This window comes from Mycobacterium sp. 1482292.6 (genome assembly GCF_001672995.1).
GTDB lineage: Bacteria > Actinomycetota > Actinomycetes > Mycobacteriales > Mycobacteriaceae > Mycobacterium > Mycobacterium europaeum_A.
The window spans coordinates 1-21,023 of record NZ_LZKV01000223.1 but is presented as its reverse complement, the minus strand read 5'-3'; the positions used below and the strand labels follow the sequence as shown (position 1 = coordinate 21,023).

Sequence of the window (21,023 nt, the reverse complement as noted above, 5' to 3'; positions counted from 1 at the left end):
GCAGCAGGGGTATGGGGCGGGTGGCGGAGACTTGGGGGAGTCGATGGAGGAAGATCGGGCACTTCCGCTAACGCGCGGTCAGCTTGACATCTGGTTGTCCCAAGAAGCCGGGTTCGCCGGCACCCAATGGCAGCTCGGTCTCCTGGTCAAAATCGACGGCACCGTTGACCACGACGCCCTCGAACGCGCAATCACCCAGGCGGTCGCCGAGGCCGAGCCGGGCAGGGTCTCGTTCTTCGAGGTCGACGGCCAGGTGGTGCAGAAGCCGGTCGACTACCCGCATGTCGAGCTGACGCTCGACGACCTGAGGGACGCGCCCGACCCGGTACAGGAAGCCCGCGAGAGGGCTTCCGCCATCCAGCGCACACCGATGGCGCTGAACGGCCAGCTGTTCAAGTTCGTGCTCTTTCAAACAGGGCACGAGGAATTCTATTTGTTTGGTTGCTGCCACCACATCGCCATCGACGGTCTGGGCATGGCCCTGGTCTGCCGCCGCGTGGCCACCATCTATTCGGCAATGGTGGCCGGCAAGCCGATCCCCGACGCCTACTTCGGGTCGGCGCAGGATTTGGTGGACCTCGAGTCGAGCTACGAAGCCTCCGACGACTACGCCGAAGACAAGGCCTACTGGAGCGAGCACCTGCCGCCGGAGAGCGGGCCCGTCGACCGGCTGCCCACCGCCACCGGGGAGCAAGACCACTACTCGCCGTCGGCCTCGGTGCAGCTGGACCCCTCGGTTGCCAACCGGATCAAGGAGCTGTCGAAGAAGCTGGCCATCCGCCGGTTTTCGGTGACCACCGCCGCATGCGCCCTGCTGGTGCGCGGGTGGTCCGGCAGCGGTTCGGAGGTGGCGCTCGACTTTCCGGTCAGCCGGCGGGTGCGTCCCGAATCGAAGACGCTTCCCGCGATGCTCGCCGGCGTGGTGCCGCTGGTCCTGACGACCGAGCCCCAGTCGAGCGTCGCCGACTTCTGCAAGCACGTCGACAAGCGGATCCGCGAGCTTTTGCAGCACCAGCGCTTCCCGGTGCACACCCTGGAGGGTGACGGGCTGCGGCAAGCCCCGAATCGGGTCGGCATCAACTTCATCCCGTCCCGCCTGACGCTGGACCTCGCCGGCTCCCCGGCGACCGCGTCGTACACCAACCACGGCCCGGTCGGGCACTTCGGCCTCTTCTTCCTCGGCGCCGGCGACCAGTTGTTCCTCAGCACGGCGGGCCCCGGCCAGCCGTTCGCGAGCTTTGGCGTCGCCGACCTGGCCGGCCGGCTGCAGCAGATCCTCGAGGAGATGACCGCCGATCCGGACCGGCCGCTGTCGTCGATCGACCTGCTAACCCCCGACGAGCCCGCCCGCATTGACGAGTGGAGCAACCGGCCGGCGCTGCACGAGCCGGTGCCCGACCCCGTGTCGATCCCCCAGGCGTTCGCCGAGCACGTGCAGAACACGCCCGACGCGGTGGCGGTCACCTTCGGTGACCGCGCCCTGACCTTCGCCGAACTCGACGAAGCCTCCAACCGGTTGGGCCATCTGCTCGCCGGTCATGGCATCGGCCCGGGGGACTGCGTCGCGGTGATGTTCCCCCGCTGCGCCGACGCCATCGTCTCGATGCTGGCGGTGCTCAAGACCGGCGCGGCCTACGTGCCGATCGACCCGGCACACGCGTCGTCCCGGATGGATTTCGTGCTCGCCGACGCGGGGCCCAGCGCGGTGATCACCACCGCGGACCTGCGCTCGCGGCTCGACGACCACGACGTCCTGGTCGTCGACGTCCACGACCCGGTCGTCGACAGCCAGCCCAGCACCGCGCTGCCGCTGCCGGCGCCGGAGAACACCGCGTACATCATTTACACCTCCGGAACCACCGGAACCCCCAAAGGCGTTGCCATTCCTCATCTCAACGTCACCTGGCTGATCGAGTCGCTCGACGCCGGGTTGCCCAAGGGCAACGTGTGGACCCAATGCCACTCGGCGGCCTTCGACTTCTCGGTCTGGGAGATCTTCGGCGCGCTGCTGCGGGGCAGGCGGCTGCTGATCGTGCCCGAATCGGTGGCGTCCTCCCCGGCGGATCTGCACGCGCTGCTGGTCGCGGAGAAAGTCAGCGTGCTGACCCAGACCCCGTCGGCCGTGGCGATGCTGCCGGCCGACGACCTGGAGTCCACCGCGTTGGTGGTGGCCGGTGAGGCCTGCCCGACCGACGTGGTCGATCGGTGGGCGGCGCCCGGACGCGTGATGCTCGATGCGTACGGCCCGACGGAGACCACGGTGTGCGCGTCGATCAGCAAGCCGTTGACGGCCGGGTCCTCGGTGGTGCCGATCGGCTCCCCGATAGCCGGCGCGGCGATGTTCGTGCTCGACAAATGGCTGCAGCCGGTGCCCGCCGGCGTGGTCGGCGAGCTGTACCTGGCGGGCCGCGGCGTCGGACACGGCTATGTGCGCCGGGCCGGGCTGACCTCAACGCGGTTCGTGGCCAACCCCTTTGGCGGTCCCGGCGCGCGGATGTACCGCACCGGCGACCTGGTGTGCTGGGGTCCGGACGGGCAGCTGCAGTACCTGGGCCGCGCCGACGAGCAGGTCAAGATCCGCGGCTACCGCATCGAACTCGGCGAGATCCAGGCCGTGTTGGCTGGCCTCGACGGAGTGGACCAGGCCGCGGTGATCGCCCGCGAGGACCGCCCCGGCGACAAGCGGCTGGTCGGTTACATCACCGGCACCGCCGACCCGGCCGCGCTGCGCGCCCAGTTGGCCGACAAGCTTCCGCCCTACATGGTCCCGACCGCGGTGATGGTGTTGGACACCCTGCCGCTGACCGGCAACGGCAAGCTCGACAAACGCGCCCTGCCCTCGCCCGAGTACGCCGCGAGTGAATATCGCGCCCCGGCCGACGCCATCGAGGAGATCCTGGCCGACATCTACGCCCAGGTGCTGGGCGTGGAACGCGTCGGCGTCGACGACTCCTTCTTCGACCTCGGCGGCGACAGCATCCTGTCGATGCAGGTGGTGTCGCGGGCCCGCGCGGCCGGCGTGATCTGCCGCCCGCGCGACATTTTCGTGGAGCAGACGGTCGCCCGCCTGGCGCGGGTGTCCGAGGTCGCCGCCGACGGTGAGCTCGGCGCGGTCGACGAGGGGATCGGGCCCGTGGTGGCCACCCCGATCATGCGCTGGCTGCAGACCATCGACGGCCCGATCGACGAGTTCAACCAGACCATGGTGCTGTCGGCACCGGCCGGCGTGACCGAAGCCGAGGTGACGGCGGTGCTGCAGGCGCTGCTCGACCGCCATTCCATGTTGCGGCTACGCGTGCAGGACGACGGCGCCGGCGGCTGGTCCCTCGAGGCGCCCGAGGCGGGGTCGGTGCAGGCCGGCGACTGCGTGCGTGCGGTCGACGCGTTGTCCGACGCGGCCTTGGTCGAGGCTCGCGGCCGGCTCAACATCGCCGACGGGATACTGGTGAGCGCGGTATGGGCAAGCGCGACAAACCAATTGGCGTTGGTCATTCACCACCTTGCCGTCGACGGCGTGTCGTGGCGGACCCTGATCGAAGACCTCAACATCGCCTGGGCCCAGCATCACAACGGCCAACCGGTGGAACTGCCGGTGCCAGGAACGTCTTTCGCCCGTTGGTCTTCGCTGCTGGCCGACTACGCGCAGACGCCGGCGGTGGCCGCGCAGGCCGACGCGTGGCGGCAGGTGGCAGCCACGCCGGCGGCATTGCCTGCGGCCGGGCCGGGGGACACCTACGCGACGGCCGGTCAGTTGTCGGCATCTTTGGATGTCGACACGACCCGGCTGCTGTTGGGGGAGGTGCCCGCGGCGTTTCACGCTGGGGTGCAAGACATTCTGTTGATCGCGTTCGGCTTGGCGTTCACCGAATTCCTGGGTGAGGCCGCGCCGATCGGTATCGACATCGAAGGGCACGGCCGCCACGAAGAGGTGGCCTCACGCGTTGACCTGTCGCGCACGGTGGGCTGGTTCACCACCAAATACCCTGCGGCGCTGAAGATCAACGGCCCCCTGAAGTGGTCGCAGGTGGTCGCCGGTGAGGCCGCACTCGGTGCGGTGATCAAGGACGCCAAGGAGCAGCTGCGCGCCCTGCCCGACGGCCTGACCTACGGACTGTTGCGCTACCTGAACGACGACGTCGACCTGCAGGGCGCAGACCCGGTGATCGGGTTCAACTACCTGGGCCGGCTGGCCGCGGGAGCCGACCTTTCCGAGGACCTGTGGCGGGTCAGCGAGGACAGCCTGTCGTCGGCGGCCGTGGCCACCGCGGTGGCAATGCCGTTGGCCCACACCGTGGAACTCAACGCCGGCACCATGGACACCGAGGCCGGCCCGAACCTGCACGCCAACTGGAGGTGGGCGCCGTCGGCGCTAACCGACGAGCAGGTAAACCGGTTGAGCCAGTTGTGGTTTGACGCGCTGACCGGCATCTGCGCGCACGTGCGCGGCGGTGGTGGCGGGTTGACCCCGTCCGACATCGCCCCCGCCCGACTGGATCAGCAGCAGATCGACGAGCTCTGCCGTGCGCACCAGATCGCCGACGTGTTGCCGCTCAGCCCCGTCCAGCAGGGGTTGCTCTTCCACACCAGCTTCGCGCAGGAACTCGAAGACCTCTACGCGGTGCAGCTCGCCATCACCGTAAGCGGTTCCCTTGACGCGCAACGGCTTCGCGAGGCGGTGCAGACCGTCGTCAACCGCCACCCCAACCTGGCGGCCCGCTTCATTGACGAATTCGGTGAGCCGGTGCAGATCATCCCGGCCAAGCCGGTGATGGCGTGGAACTACATCGAGCTGGACGGCGGCGATGTCGACGCGCAGGTCGAGCAGCTGGCCGCGGCCGAACGCACCGCGGTCTGCGACCTGGGCGGGGAGTCCCCGTTCCGGGCGGCGTTGATCCGCACCGCGCCCGACCGGCACCGATTCGTGCTGACCATTCACCACATCGTCATCGACGGCTGGTCGCTGCCGGTCCTGATGCGCGAAGTGTTCGCCGGCTACTACGGCGAGCGGCTGCCCGCGCCGCCGTCGTATCGCAGTTACCTGATGTGGCTGGCCGCGCAGGATCGTCTTGGCGCCCAAGCGGCTTGGGGCGAGGCCCTCGCCGGCTTCGAAGCCCCCACGCTGGTGGCGCCGCCGGGCAAGATCGGCCGGCGCGCCGTTGCCACCTACACGGTTTCGGCGGACACCACCCGCGCGCTGAGCGAACTGGCCCGCTCCAGCCGCACCACCGTCAGCACCGTGCTGCAGGGCGCGTGGGCGCAACTGTTGACGTGGCTGACCGGCCAGCACGACGTGGCCTTCGGCACCGCGGTCTCGGGCCGGCCCACCGAACTGGCCGGCGCGGACGCCATGGTCGGCTTGCTGATCAACACCGTGCCGGTGCGCGCCGACATCGCCGCCGCGACCACCGTCGCCGATCTGCTGGAGCAGCTGCAGCGCGCCCACGCCGAAACGCTCGAGCATGAACACTTGGCGCTCAACGAGATTCATCGCGTCACCGGACACGACCAACTGTTCGACACGCTGTTCCTCTACGAGAATTACCCGATCGACGCCGGTGCGCTGCTGGGCGTCAACGAGCTGGCGGTCACCGAGTTCAGCAGCCGCGAGTTCAACCACTACCCGCTTTCCGTGGTGGCCACGCCCGGGCACGAGCTGAGCCTGCGCGTCGAGTACGACACCGAGGTGTTCGATGCGTCCGCCGTCGAAACACTGATCGACCGGTTGCGTCAGGTGATGGCCGCGATGGCCGCCGACCCCGCGCAACGGCTTTCGTCGATCGACCTGCTCGACGCCGCCGAGCACGAGCGGCTCGATGCCTGGGGCAACCGAGCCATGCTGACCCAGCGGCGGCGGGCACCCGCGTCCATTCCGGCGTTGTTCGCCGCCCAGGTGGGCCGCGCCGCCGACGCCGTGGCGATCACCTGCGACGAGCGGTCGTGGACCTATCGCGAGGTCGAAGAGTCGGCAAACCGGTTGGCGCACTTGCTTTCCGAGCGGGGCGCCGGGCCGGGTCAGCGGGTCGCGGTGGTGATCCCACGCTCGGCTGAAGCGGTGATGGCGATCTTCGCCGTCCTGAAGACCGGGGCGGCGTATGTGCCGATCGACCCGAGCGTGCCGGCGGCGCGGTTGGAGTTCGTGCTCGGTGACGCAGCGCCGATCGCCGCGCTGACCACCGCCGAGGTGCGGCCACAGCTGGACGGCTTCGACGGCCTGATCATCGACATCGACGACCCCGCCGTGGGCAGCCAGCCCACGACGGCCCTGCCGGTGCCGGCCCCGGAGAACATCGCCTACATCATCTACACCTCTGGAACCACCGGAACCCCCAAGGGTGTGGCCATCCCGCACCACAACGTGACGTTGTTGCTGGAGACACTGGATGCTCAGCTCGGGTTGGGCCAGGTGTGGACGCAGTGTCACTCGCTGGCGTTTGACTTCTCGGTGTGGGAAGTCTTCGGGTCCTTGCTGTATGGCGGGCGTCTGGTGATCGTGCCGGATGCCGTGGTGCGCTCGGCTGAGGACTTGCACGCGTTGTTGGTTCGCGAGCAGGTGAGTGTGCTCAGTCAGACGCCGTCGGCGTTCTATGCGCTGCAGAGCGCCGATGCGTTGGCGCCCGAGTTGGGTGAGCAGCTGAAGTTGCAGACGGTGGTCTTCGGTGGCGAGGCGCTCGAGCCGCACCGGTTGTCGACGTGGCTGCACCGCCACCCCGGCCTGCCCCGGATGATCAATATGTATGGCATCACCGAGACGACGGTGCACGCCTCGTTCCGGGAGATCGTCGACGGGGACGTCGACAGCAACATCAGCCCCATCGGGGTGCCGCTGGCCAACCTGGCCTTCTTCGTGCTGGACGGCTGGCTGCGTCAGGTGCCCGTCGGTGTGGTCGGTGAGCTGTACGTCGCCGGCGGCGGGCTGGCCACCGGCTACGTCGGGCGGCCGGGGCTGTCGGCCACCCGCTTCGTCGCCTGCCCGTATGGGGCACCCGGCGCGCGGATGTATCGCACCGGTGACCTGGTCCGGTGGGGCGCGGACGGTCAGCTGCAATACATGGGCCGCGCCGACGAGCAGGTCAAGATCCGCGGCTACCGCATCGAGCTCGGCGAAATCCAGGCCGCCCTCGCCTCGCTGTCCGGGGTCGAGCACGCGGCGGTGATCGCCCGCGAGGACCGCCCCGGCGACAAGCGGCTGGTGGGCTACATCACCGGGACGGCCGACCCGGCCGAGGTCCGCGCGCAGCTCGGCGAGCGGTTGCCGAGCTACATGGTGCCCTCGGCGGTGGTGGTGCTCGAGGCGCTGCCCCTGACGGTCAACGGCAAGCTGGACACCCGCGCGCTGCCGGCGCCGGAATATTCCGACGCCGATCGCTACCGCGCCCCGGTGAGCGCGATCGAGGAGATCCTGGCCGGCATCTACGCCCAGGTGCTCGGCGTGGAACGCGTCGGCGTCGACGACTCCTTCTTCGACCTTGGCGGCGACAGCATCCTGTCGATGCAGGTGGTGGCCCGCGCCCGGGCGGCGGGGGTGGTGTGCCGCCCGCGCGACGTCTTCGTCGAGCAGACGGTGGCCCGGTTGGCGCGGGTCGCCACGGTGGCCAGCGGTGACGACGACGTCGTCGACGAGGGGCTCGGGCCGGTGGTGGCCACGCCGATCATGCGGTGGCTGCAGGACATGGACGGCCCCGTCGAGCAGTTCAACCAGACCATGGTGCTCGCGGCGCCCGCGGAGGTCACCTTCGACGACGTGCCGGTGGTGGTGCAGCCGCTGCTGGATCGGCACGCGATGCTGCGGCTGCGCGTCGAGGACGACGGCGTCGGCGGCTGGTCGCTCGAGGTGCCCGAGGCGGGCTCGATCCAGGCCGGCGACTGCGTGGAGTCGGTCGATGTGCTGTCCGAGGCGGCGCTGGTCGACGCCCGGTCGCGGCTGAACCTGGCCGACGGCGTGTTGGTGCGTGCCGTATGGGCAAGTGCGACAAACCAATTGGCGTTGATCATCCACCACCTGGCGGTGGACGGCGTGTCGTGGCGGACCCTGATCGAGGACCTCAACATCGCCTGGGCGCAGCACCACAGCGGGCAGCCGGTGGCCCTGCCGGTGGGCGGGACCTCGTTCGCCCGGTGGTCGTCGCTGCTGGACGAGTACGCGCGGCGCCCCGAGGTGGTCGAGCGGCTGGAGGAGTGGCGGCAGGTGGCCGCCGTGCCGGCGGTGTTGCCGCAGGCCCAGCCCGAGGACACCTACCTGACGGCCGGGCAGTTCTCGGCGTCGCTGGACGTCGAGACCACGCGGCTGCTGCTCAGCGAGGTGCCCGCGGCGTTCCACGCCGGTGTGCAAGACATCCTGTTGATCGCGTTCGGACTGGCCTGGACCCAGTTCGTGGGCACCGGCGCGCCGATCGCCATCGACGTGGAGGGTCACGGACGCAACGAGGAACTGGGCCCGCAGGTGGACCTGTCGCGCACGGTCGGCTGGTTCACCGCGAAGTACCCGGTGTCGCTGCGGGTCGGTGGGCTGTCCTGGGGCCAGGTCGTCGGCGGGGACGCGGCGCTGGGTGGGCTGGTCAAGGACGCCAAGGAACAACTGCGCGCCCTGCCGGACGGCTTGACCTACGGGTTGCTGCGCTATCTGAATCCCGAAGCGGCACTGGATGATCCGGATCCCGTCATCAGCTTCAACTATCTGGGTCGGCTCGGCGGTGGCGCCGCCGAATTGTCCGCCGAGCTGTGGCAGTTGGCCCCGGACAGCTTCGCGATGGCCGGCGCGGCGGGCGCGGTGGCGCTGCCGTTGCCGCACACGGTGGAGCTCAACGCCGGCACCATGGACACCGCGGACGGCCCGCACCTGCAGGCCAACTGGACCTGGGCGCTCTCTGCGCTGGACGAGAAGCAGATCAGCCGGCTCAGCGAGCTGTGGTTCGACGCACTCGCCGGCATCTGCGCGCACGTGCGCAACGGCGGCGGCGGGTTGACCCCGTCCGACGTCGCGCCCGCCCGCCTGAGCCAGCGCGACCTCGACGAACTGCAGCAGCGGTACCGGATCGCCGACGTGTTGCCACTGACGCCGTTGCAGCAGGGGCTGTTGTTCCACACCGGCACCGCCCAGGGTGGCGAAGAATCCGAAGACCTCTATGCCGTGCAGCTCGACATCTCGGTCACCGGTGCCATCGACCCCGAGCGGCTGCGCCAGGCGGTGCACGCCGTCATCACGCGCCATCCCAACGTGGTGGCCAGCTTCCTGGAGGACTTCGGGGAGCCGGTGCAGGTTCTCTCGGCCGACCCGGAGCTGGCCTGGCAGTACGTCGAGCTGGACGCCGGCGACGACGTCGAAGCACAGGTGGACCGGTTGTCCACCGCCGAATGCGTCGCCGTCTGCGATCTGGCCGGGCAGCCCCCGTTCCGGGGCACCCTGATCCGCACCGCGGAGAACACCTACCGATTCGTGCTCACCAACCACCACATCGTGCTCGACGGCTGGTCCAAGCCGCTCCTGCTGCAGGAGATCTTCGCCAGCTACTTCGGGGTGCGGCTACCGGCGCCGGTGCCGTATCGCAGCTTCATCACCTGGCTCTCAGAGCAGGATCGGGCCGCCGCGCAGGCCGCGTGGCGCGAGGTGCTCGAGGGCTTCGAGACCCCCACGCTGGTGGGGCCGTCGGGCCGCACCGGGCTCGGCCCGCGCGGCGTCGCCGAGTTCGCAGTGTCCGCCGAGACCAGTCGTTTGCTCGGCGAATTGGCCCGTTCGTGCCGCACGACGGTCAGCACGGTGTTGCAGGCGGCGTGGGCGCAGCTGCTGATGTGGCTTACCGGGCAGCACGATGTGGTGTTCGGCACAGCGGTTTCGGGTCGACCGACGGAATTGGCCGGATCCGACGCGATGGTGGGCCTTTTGATCAACACCGTTCCGGTGCGGGCCACGATCGGCGCCGAAACCACCATCGCCGACCTGCTTGACCAGCTGCAACGCGCCTACACCAACACCCTGGACCACCAGCATTTAGCACTGAATGAAATCCATCGTGTAACGGGACACGACCAAATTTTCGACACAATGTTCGTGTACGAGAACTATCCCATCGATACTGCCGCGCTATCGGCCGTGGACGAGTTAACTATTAGTGGATTCACGAATCGGGAATACAACCACTACCCGCTTTCGGTGCAAGCTGTGCCAGGCCACGAAATAGGTCTTCGCGTCGAGTTCGATACGGACGTGTTTGGCGAGGCGAGGATCGAGAAGCTAGTTGAGCGATTTCGGCGGGTGCTGGAAGCCATGACCGTGGACTTGGAGGAGCAGTCATGACCGTCGGTGCGGGACGGCGATTGTTGTCGATCGATCTGCTGGATGGCGGCGAGCACGACCGACTCGATGAGTGGGGTAACCGCGCCGTCCTGACCAAGCCGGTCAAATCTCCGAAATCGATCCCCGAGGTGTTCGCGACGCAGGTGGCGCGTGACCCTCAGGCCGTGGCGCTGACGTTCGGCGATCGCTCGCTGACCTATCGCGAGCTCGACGAGGCCGCCAACCGCCTGGCGCACCTGCTGGCCGAGCAGGGCGCGCGCCCGGGTGAGTGCGTCGCGTTGCTGTTCTCGCGTTCGGCCGAGGCAATCATCTCGATTCTCGCGGTGCTCAAGACCGGGGCCGCCTACCTCCCCATCGACCCGGCGCTGCCGTCCGCGCGCATGGAATTCATGCTCGGCGACGCCACACCGATCGCGGTGGTGACCACGGCCGGCCTGCGCACCCGGCTGGACGGATTCGACCTGCCCGTCATCGACGTCGACGAAGCCGCGGCGGACGGCCAGCCCAGCAGCGAGCTGCCCGGGCCGGCGCCCGAGGACATCGCGTACATGATCTACACCTCGGGCACCACGGGAACCCCCAAGGGCGTCGCGGTCACCCACCGCAACGTGACCGAGTTCCTGCGGACGTTGCACGCCGATCTGCCGACCGGGCCGGGAAAGGTCTGGTCGCAGTGGCACTCGCTGGTCTTCGACGTCTCCGTCTGGGAGATCTGGGGTGCGCTCCTGCACGGCGGCCGCCTCGTGGTGGTGCCCGAGTCCGTCGCCGGCTCACCCGATGAGCTGCACGCCCTGCTGGTCGCAGAGAAGGTCAACGTCCTGAGCCAGACCCCGTCGGCGGTGGGCATGCTCTCGCCGGAGGGCCTGGACGACACCGCCCTGGTGGTGGCCGGTGAGGCCTGCCCGGCCGAGGTGGTCGACCGGTGGGCGCCGGGACGGGTGATGATCAACGCCTACGGCCCGACCGAGGCCACCGTGTACGCCGCGATGAGCACGCCGTTGGCGGGCGACTCCGGGGCCCCGCCGATCGGCTCGCCGGTTCCCGGCGCGGCGTTGTTCGTGCTGGACAAGTGGCTGCGGCCGGCGCCGGAAGGCGTGGTCGGTGAGCTGTATGTGGCCGGCCGCGGCGTCGCCACCGGCTACGCCCGCCGGTCCGGATTGACGGCCTCGCGCTTTGTGGCCTGCCCGTTCGGCGGGCCGGGCGCGCGGATGTACCGCACCGGTGACCTGGTCCGCTGGGGCGCCGACGGCCAGTTGCAGTACCTGGGTCGCGCCGACGAGCAGGTCAAGATCCGCGGCTACCGCATCGAGCTCGGCGAGATCCAGTCGGCGCTGGCCGCGCTGGACGGCGTGGATCAGGCGGCGGTGATCGCCCGCGAGGACCGCCCCGGCGACAAGCGCCTGGTGGGTTACATCACCGGGACCGCCGACCCGACCGAACTGCGCACCCAGCTGGGCAAGCGGCTGCCGGCCTACATGGTCCCGGCCGCGGTCGTCGTGCTGGAAAGCCTGCCGCTGACGGTCAACGGCAAGCTGGACAAGCGCGCCCTGCCCGCGCCCGAGTACCACAAGCGCGGCGGCCAGTACCGCGCCCCCAGCAACCACACCGAGGAGATCCTGGCCGGCATCTACGCCCAGGTGCTGGGTGTGGAGCGGGTCGGTGTGGACGACTCGTTCTTCGATCTGGGCGGCGACAGCATCCTGTCGATGCAGGTGGTGGCCCGCGCCCGCGCGGCCGGCGTGATGTGCCGCCCGCGCGACGTGTTCGTCGAACAGACCGTCGCCCGGCTGGCCCGCGTGGCCACCGACGGCGCCGACCAGGACGACGTGGTCGACGAGGGGATCGGGCCGGTGCTGGCCACCCCGATCATGCACTGGCTGCAAACCGTGCAAGGCCCGATCGACGACTTCAACCAGACCATGGTGCTGGCCGCTCCCGCGGGCGTCACCTCCGACGTCGTCGTCGTCGTGCTGCAGGCCCTGCTGGACCGGCACCCCATGCTGCGGCTGCGCGTCGAGGACGACGGCGAGGGCGGCTGGTCGCTGCACGCGCCCGAACCGGGCACCGTGCAGGCCGGCGACTGCCTGCAGACCGTCGACGAGCTGTCCGATACCACGCTGGTGGCGGCCCGGTCCCGACTGAACCCGGGCGCCGGAATCATGGTGAGCGCCGTCTGGGCAAGCGAGACAAGCCAATTGGCGTTGATCATCCACCACGTGGCCGTCGACGGCGTGTCGTGGCGGACCCTGATCGAAGACCTCAATATCGCCTGGGCGCAGCACCACAGCGGCCAGCCGGTGGCGCTGCCCGCCGGCGGCACCTCGTTCGCCCGCTGGTCCTCGCTGCTTGCCGAGCACGCGTTGAGCCCCGAGGTGGTCGAGCAGGCCGACGCCTGGCGCGAGGTCGTCGCCACCCCGGCCGTGCTGCCCGCGGTGCGCCCCGAGGAGGACACCTACCAGACCGCCGAGCAGCTCTCGGTGTCGCTGGACGTCGAGACCACCCGGCTGCTGCTGGGTGAGGTGCCCGCGGCGTTCCACGCCGGCGTGCAGGACATCCTGTTGATTGCGTTCGGGATGGCCTGGACGCAGTTCCTGGGTAAGAGCACGCCGATCGGCATCGACGTCGAGGGCCACGGCCGCCAGGAAGAGCTGGGCCCGCACGTCGACCTGTCCCGCACCGTCGGCTGGTTCACCACCAAATACCCGGTGTCGTTGACGGTCGACGGCCTGGACTGGTCGAACGTGGTCGCCGGCGACCACGCGCTGGGCGCGGCGGTCAAGGCCACCAAGGAGCAGCTGCGTGCCCTGCCCGACGGGCTGACCTACGGCCTGCTGCGCTACCTGAACCCCGACATCGACCTGGGTGGAACCGACCCGGTGATCGGCTTCAACTACCTGGGACGGCTCGGCGCGGCCGCCGACCTGCCCGGCGAGTTGTGGCGGCTGAGCCCGGACAGCCTGTCGCTGAGCGGCGCGGCCGCGGCGGTCGCGATGCCGCTGATGCACACCGTCGACCTCAACGCCGGCACCATGGACACCGAGGAAGGCCCGCACCTGCACGCCAACTGGACGTGGGCGGCCTCGGCGATGGACCGCGAGCAGATCAGCCGGCTCAGCCAGCTGTGGTTCGAGGCCCTCACCGGGATCTGCGCCCACGTGCAGGGCGGCGGCGGCGGGTTGACCCCGTCCGACATCGCACCCGCGCGCCTGAACCAGCGCCAGATCGACGAGCTGAGCAAGCAGCACCAGGTCGCCGACATCCTGCCGCTGACCCCGCTGCAACAGGGCCTGCTGTTCCACGCCAGCTTCGCGCAGGACCCGGGCGACGACGTCTACGCGGTGCAGCTCGGCATCACCGTGACCGGCGAGCTGGACTCGCACCGCCTGCACGACGCGGTGCACACCGTGGTCAACCGCCACCCCAACCTGGCGGCCCGGTTCTGCCCGCAGTTCGGCGAGCCCGTCCAGGTCATCCCGGCCGACCCGGTCATGGCCTGGCGGTACATCCAGCTGGGCGCCGAGGATCTGGACCCCGAACAGCGGGTCGAGGAGCTGTGCGCCGCCGAACGTGCCGCGGTCAGCGATCTGGCCAACCGGCCGGCATTCCGCGCCGCGCTGATCCGCACCGCGGACAACCGGTACCGGTTCGTGCTGACCAACCACCACATCGTCATGGACGGCTGGTCGCTGCCCATCCTGCTGCGCGAGATCCTCGCCAACTACTACGGGGACCAGCTGCCCGCGCCGGCCACCTACCGCAGCTACCTGACCTGGCTGGCCAGCCAGGATCGCACGGCCGCGCAAGCCGCGTGGCGGCAGGTGCTCGACGGATTCGACACCCCCACCCTGGTGGGACCGGCCGGCCGGATGCGGCTGGGCCGGCGGGCCGTCGAGTCCTACCGGCTGTCCGCGGAGACCACGCGCGCCCTGGGCGAGCTGGCCCGCACCTGCCACACCACCGTCAACACCGTGCTGCAGGCCGCGTGGGCGCAGCTGCTGATGCGGCTGACCGGCCAGCATGACGTCGCGTTCGGCACCGCGGTGTCGGGCCGGCCGGCCGACCTGATCGGCGCCGAGTCCATGGTGGGTCTGCTGATCAACACCGTGCCGGTGCGGGCCAGCATCACCGCGGAGACCACCGTCGCCGACGTGCTGGAGCAGTTGCAGCAACACCACAACGACACCCTCGAACACGAGCACCTGGCGCTGAGCGACATCCACCACGTGACCGGTCACGACGCGCTGTTCGACACCTTGTTCCTGTACGAGAACTATCCGATCGACACCAGCGTGCCGTTGGGCTTCCACGAGCTGGCCATCACGGATGTCACCAACCGCGAGTACAACCACTACCCGCTGTCGGTGATGGCGCTGCCGGGCCGGGAACTCGGCCTGCGCGTCGAGTTCGACACCGACGTGTTCGACGCGGCCGGCATCGAGAAGCTGACCGAGCGGTTCCAGCGGGTGCTGTCCGAGATGACGGCCGATCCGACCCGACGGCTGATGTCGCTGGACGTCGTGGACGAGCACGAGCACGCCTGGCTCGACGAGCGCGGCAACCGCGGGGTGCTGAGCCAGCCGCCGACCGCCAAGTCGATCCCCGCGATGTTCGCCGCCCAGGTGGCCAGCACCCCGGACGCGCCGGCGCTGACCTTCGACGGCAGCACGATGACGTACCGGGAGCTCGACGAGGCCGCCAACCGGATGGCGCACCTGCTGACCGAAGAGGGCGCCGGGCCGGGCGAGCGGGTCGCGCTGTTGTTCTCGCGGTCCGCCGACGCGATCGTCGCCATCCTTGCGGTGCTCAAGACCGGGGCGGCGTACCTGCCGATCGACCCGGCGCTGCCGGCCGCCCGGATCGAATTCCTGCTCACCGACGCCGAGCCGGTCGCCGTGGTCACCACCTCGGCGCTGCGGGAGCGGCTGGACGGCTGCAGCCCGACGGTCATCGACGTCGACGACCCGGCGCTGGCCAACCAGCCCGGCACGGCGCTGCCGATGCCGTCGTCGGACAACATCGCCTACGTCATCTACACCTCGGGAACCACCGGTGTCCCCAAGGGTGTGGCCGTCACGCACGCGAACGTCGCGCAGTTGGTGGAGACGCTGCACGCCGACCTGCCGGAGGCGGGGGTGTGGGCGCAGTGGCACTCACTGGTCTTCGACGTCTCAGTGCACGAGATCTGGGGCGCGCTGCTGCACGGCGGCCGCCTGGTGGTGGTGCCCGAGTCGGTCGCGGCCGCGCCCGACGAGCTGCACGCGCTGTTGGTCGCCGAACAGGTCACCGTGCTGAGCCAGACCCCGTCGGCGGTCGGCATGCTCTCGCCCGAGGGCCTGGAGTCGACGGCGCTGGTGGTTGCCGGTGAGGCCTGCCCGGTCGAGGTCGTCGACCGGTGGGCGCCGGGACGGGTGATGATCAACGCCTACGGCCCGACGGAGGCCACGGTCTACGCAGCCATGAGCGCGCCGCTGAGGAGCGGCACGGGATCGGCGCCCATCGGTTCGCCGGTGCCGCGCGCCGCGCTGTTCGTGCTGGACCGGTGGCTGCGCCCGGCACCCGAGGGTGTCGTCGGCGAGCTGTACATCGCCGGTCACGGTGTGGCGACCGGGTATTCACGCCGGCCCGGCCTGACGGCGGGGCGCTTCGTCGCCTGCCCGTTCGGCAGCCCGGGTTCGCGGATGTATCGCACCGGCGACCTGGTCCGCTGGGGCCGCGACGGTCAGCTCGAGTACCTGGGCCGCGCCGACGAGCAGGTCAAGCTGCGCGGCTACCGCATCGAGCTCGGTGAGGTGCAGGCCGCCCTGGCCGCGCTCGACGGCGTCGAGCAGGCCGCGGTGATCGCCCGCGAGGACCGCCCCGGCGACAAGCGCCTGGTCGGCTACATCACCGGAACCGCCGACCCGGTCGGCATCCGCGTCCAGCTGGCCGACCGGCTGCCCGCCTACATGGTGCCGGCCGCGGTGGTGGTGTTGGACGCGCTGCCGCTGACGGTCAACGGCAAGCTGGACAGGCGCGCCCTGCCCGCACCGGAGTACCAGAAGCGCGGCGGCGAGTACGTCGCGCCGGGCGACCCCACCGAAGAGATCGTCGCCGACGTCTTCGCCCGCGTCCTCGGCATGGACCGGGTGTCGGTGGAGGACTCCTTCTTCGAGCTGGGCGGGGACTCGCTGTCCGCGATGCGGGTGATCGCCGAGATCAACACCGCCGTCGATGGCGCGCTGTCGGTGCGCACCCTGTTCGACTCGCAAACGGTCCGCAGCCTGAGCCAGCGGATCACCAGTGGGGCCGACACCGAGGGCGCCGCCGGACCCGGCTTTGCGGCGGTGCACGGCGCCGACGCCAAGGAGGTGCACGCCCGCGACCTCACCCTGGACAAGTTCATCGACGCGACGACGCTGTCGACCGCGCCGACGCTGCCCGGGCCGAGCGCCGAGGTCCGGACGGTCCTGCTGACCGGTGCCACCGGGTTCCTGGGCCGCTACCTGGTGCTCGAATGGCTCGAGCAGCTGGAAGTCGTGGGCGGCAAGCTGATCTGCCTGGTGCGGGCCAAGTCCGACGAGGACGCGTGGGCCCGGTTGGAGAAGACCTTCAACAGCGGCGACCCGGAACTGCTGGCGCACTTCCAGGAACTGGCCGAGGAGCACCTGCAGGTCGTCGCCGGCGACAAGGGCCAGGCCAACCTCGGCCTGGACGACGCGACCTGGCAGCGGCTGGCCGACACCGTCGACCTGATCGTCGACTCGGCGGCCGTTGTCAACGGCGTCCTGCCCTACAACGAGCTGTTCACCCCCAACGTCGGGGGCACCGCGGAGCTGATCCGGTTGGCGCTCACCACCAAGAAGAAGCCGTACGCGTACGTGTCGACTTCAGACGTGGGCCGCCAGATCGACCCGGCGGCGTTCACCGAGGACGCCGACATCCGGGTCATCAGCGCCACCCGCGTCATCGACGGCGGTTACGCCAACGGGTACGGCAACAGCAAGTGGGCGGGTGAGGTCCTGCTGCGCGAGGCGCACGACCTGTGCGGGCTGCCGGTCTCCGTGTTCCGCTCCGACATGATCCTGGCCGACACCAGCTACGCCGGCCAGCTCAACGTCGCGGACATCTTCACCCGGATGATCCTGAGCGTCGTGGCCACCGGCGTCGCGCCCAAGTCGTTCTATCAGCTCGACGCCGATGGCAACCGGCAGAGCGCGCACTTCGACGGCCTGCCCGTCGAGTTCGTCGCCGAGGCGATCGCCAAGCTGGGCGCCCAGGTGATGGACGGGTTCGAGACGTACCACGTGATGAACCCGCACGATGACGGCATCGGCCTCGACCAATACGTCGATTGGCTGATCGAAGCGGGCTACCCGATCGAACGCGTCGACGACTTCGGCGAGTGGCTGCAACGCTTCGAGACCGGCCTGCGGGGTCTGCCGGAGCGGCAGCGGCAGAACTCGGTGCTGCAGATGTTGATGTTGCTGCTGCGCGACCCGAAGAACCTGCAACCCGCCGAACCGGCCCGGGGCGCCTTCGCGCCGACGGATCGCTTCCGCGCCGCCGTGCAGGAAGCGAAGGTCGGGTCCGACAACGACATCCCGCATGTCAGCGCGCCGGTGATCGTCAAGTACGTCACCGATCTGCAGCTGCTCGGTTTGCTGTAATCCCTCCGGGGAGTCCGAAAGCGGCGTGGTCCTTCCGGGCCACGCCGCTTTTGTGTCATGCGCGATTCGTTTTGATGGTCGGGTACCGGCGGCGGGGACCTGATCGCCTATAACGCGGCGATAACGGTCTATGCCGCAGTGCGTGGCGACCAACGCCGAAACCCCCCAAAACATGCCATACCGTATGGTGCTGAGAGAATCTTAACCAGTACTTGAGGTATGTATCAAGGCCTGAAGGCTGAGTTAAAACCATTCATTTGGGGGATTCACAGGACATCAAGTTTGGATAACCCTGGACCAACGGGGTGGTCGTCTATTAGCCTTCCAAACTGTTGCACTCATGTTGACTACGACGTCATCGGAGTGGGTGAGCGTCAACCGTGTTGTGGCGGCGGCGCTTCCCGGCCCAGTCGTCCCGGCCAACGACGAGCGGCAACCGAGGTTGCGGTCGGTCTTTGCCGACGCTATGCCCGATCGCCGGGTGAAGCGCCGCGAAGTAGACCGCGCCGAGTGCCGGGGCTACCTCGAGCAGCAGCGCACCGGGCTACGGCCCGAACGCCCGCCCGAGCGGCCCCACTCAACCGGGGGGTTGAAAGGAACGCCCTGTGGTTGGGGAGATGGATGGAGCTTGACGGCCGAACGCTTCCGCTCACTCGCGGACAGCTAGACCTATGGCTTGCGCAGCAGACGGGTCACTCCGACACGGAGTGGCAGCTGGGACTGTTCGTGCGGATCAACGGCACGGTCCAGCGCGACGCCTTGCAGTGGGCGATCCGGCAAGCCGTGCACGAAGCGGAACCGACCAGGGTCGCCTTCGTCGAGGTCGACGGCGACGTCGTCCAGCGCCCGATCGACAACCCGAACGTCGAGCTGACGTTCGACAACCTGAGCGACCTGCCCGAGCCCGTCGAAGAAGCCCGGCGCAGAGCGCTGGCCATCCAGCGAACGCCCATGCCGCTCACCGGGCCGCTGTTCAAGTTCGTTCTCTTTCAGACCCGGCGCGACGAGTACTTCTTGTTCGCCTGCTGCCACCACATCGTGATCGACGGGACCGGCGTCGGGCTGGTCGGCCATCGGATCGCCTCCATCTACTCCGCGATCGTGTCCGCCGGACCCATCCCGACGGCCGTCTTCGGCTCACTGCGCGAGCTGGTCGACTGCGAATCTCGCTACGAGGCATCCGCCGAGTACCGGGATGACGAGGCCTACTGGCTGGCGAACCTGCCGCCCGAACGCGACGGGCAGCACCGCGTTTCCGACGGCGCGGGGGAGCGTAATCCGTGGCCGTCGGCTCCGGTGGCGCTGGACCCCGGGGTGGTGCGCCGGGTGCACCGGTTCTCCGACGTGTGGGGCGTATCCCAGACGTCGGTCATCACCGCGGCCTGCGCCCTGTTGGTCCGCGGCTGGTGCCCCGGCGGTCCGGAGGTGGTGCTCGATTTCCCGGTCAGCCGCCGCGTGCGCCCGGAGTTGAAGACGCTCCCCGGAATGGTTGCCGGCGTTGTGCCGCTGGTGATCACCGCCGCGCCGGCATCGACGGTCGCCGAGTTCTGCAAACACGTCGAGGCGCGCATCGCCGAGGCGGTAGCGCACCAGCGATTCCCGGTGCACGCTCTCGAGCGCAAGGTCCGCGGCCTGACGAAGTCGCCGGAGCGGGTCAGCGTCAACTTCATCCCGTCGGCATTCACGTTGCCCTTCGGCGGTGTCACGGCCGAGGCCTCCTACACGAATTCCGGTCAGGCGGACGGCTTCGGCCTCATCTTCACCAGTGACGGCCACCAACTCTTCCTCAGCACCGCGGGCAGGTGGGCGCCCTGGTCCGGCCTCGACGCCCCCGACCTTGCCGCACTACTGCAGCGGCTACTGGTTGCGATGACGGCCGACCCGACCCGGCCGCTGCTGGCCCTGGATGTGATGGACGAGAACGCGCACGCCCGGCTGGCCGCGTGGGGCAATGCGTCGGCGTTGGGTCGTGCGGTGGTGCCGGTGTCGGTGGTGGAGTTGTTCGCCGCGCAGGTGGCGCGGACTCCGGATGCGGTGGCGGTGACGTTCGAGGGCCGGTCCATGTCCTATCGGGAGCTTGACGAGGCGGCCAATCGGTTGGCGCATCTGTTGGTCGAGTCCGGTGCGGGCCCGGGTGGGGTTGTGGCGCTGCTGTTGTCGCGGTCGGCCGAGGCGATCGTGGCGATCGTGGCGGTGCTCAAATCCGGGGCGGCGTATCTGCCGATCGACCCGGCGCTGCCGGCCGCGCGGGTGGAATTCATGCTGACCGATGCCGCCCCGATGGCCGCGGTCACCACCGCCGAGCTGGTGGATCGGCTCGAGGGGTTTGGTGGGGTGGTCATCGATGTGGCCGATGCGGCGGTGGCGGACCAGCCGAGCACCCCGCCGCCGGCGCCGGCGCCGGCTGATGTGGCGCATGTGATCTACACGTCGGGGACCACGGGTGTGCCCAAAGGCGTTGCGGTGACCCATCACAACGTTGCGCAGCTGTTCGACGATCTGGATATCGGTGTCGAGCTGTCGGCCGGGCAGGTGTGGACCCAGTTCCACTCGTATGCCTTTGACTTCTCGGTGTGGGAGATCTGGGGTGCGCTGCTGCATGGTGGTCGGTTGGTGGTGGTTCCCGAGGCGGTGGCCCGCTCGCCTGAGGAGTTTCATGCCCTGCTGGTGGGTGAGGGTGTGACGGTGTTGACCCAGACCCCGTCGGCGGCCGGGATGCTGCCCACCGACGGCCTGGATTTCACGGCGTTGGTGGTCGGGGCCGAGCCGTGTCCGCCGGAGCTGGTGGACCGCTGGGCGCCGGGCCGGGTGATGGTCAATGTGTATGGCCCCACCGAAACGACCATGTGGGTGTCCCACAGTGTGCCCCTGATCGCGGGGTCGGGTGCGCCGCCGATCGGATCGCCCGCATCGGGGTCCGCGCTCTGTGTGCTCGACGGGTGGCTGCGCCCAGTCCCCGCCGGCGTGGTGGGCGAGCTGTATCTGGCCGGCGAGGGCGTGGGGGTCGGGTACTGGCGCCGCCCCGGGCTGACCGCATCGCGGTTCATCGCGTGCCCGTTCGGTGTGGTGGGCCAGCGTATGTATCG

The 21,023-nt window shown here is 69.5% G+C and carries 3 protein-coding genes; all 3 read left to right on the top strand.

Translation table 11 applies throughout. The features are described 5' to 3' along the window. Nucleotides 1–43: 43 nt before the first annotated feature. Nucleotides 44–10,291: a non-ribosomal peptide synthetase gene (locus tag A5624_RS22975; protein ID WP_066871559.1), complete on the top strand. Its 10,248-nt coding sequence runs from the start codon at nucleotides 44–46 to the stop codon at nucleotides 10,289–10,291. Next, the gene (locus A5624_RS22970; protein WP_066871556.1) at nucleotides 10,288–17,937 is read left to right on the top strand and encodes a non-ribosomal peptide synthetase; all 7,650 of its coding nucleotides are present in this window, start codon (nucleotides 10,288–10,290) and stop codon (nucleotides 17,935–17,937) included. The genes A5624_RS22975 and A5624_RS22970 overlap by 4 nt, the downstream gene beginning before the upstream one ends. Nucleotides 17,938–18,558: 621 nt before the next feature. Then, the coding region (locus tag A5624_RS22965; RefSeq protein ID WP_156749148.1) for an amino acid adenylation domain-containing protein at nucleotides 18,559–21,023 on the top strand (2,465 nt) is incomplete at its 3' end.

Excerpts from the sequence above, each read along its gene's own strand:
- A5624_RS22975 (WP_066871559.1), top strand. The coding sequence starts at position 44 with ATGGAGGAAGATCGGGCACTTCCGCTAACGCGCGGTCAGCTTGACATC.
- A5624_RS22970 (WP_066871556.1), top strand. The coding sequence starts at position 10,288 with ATGACCGTCGGTGCGGGACGGCGATTGTTGTCGATCGATCTGCTGGAT.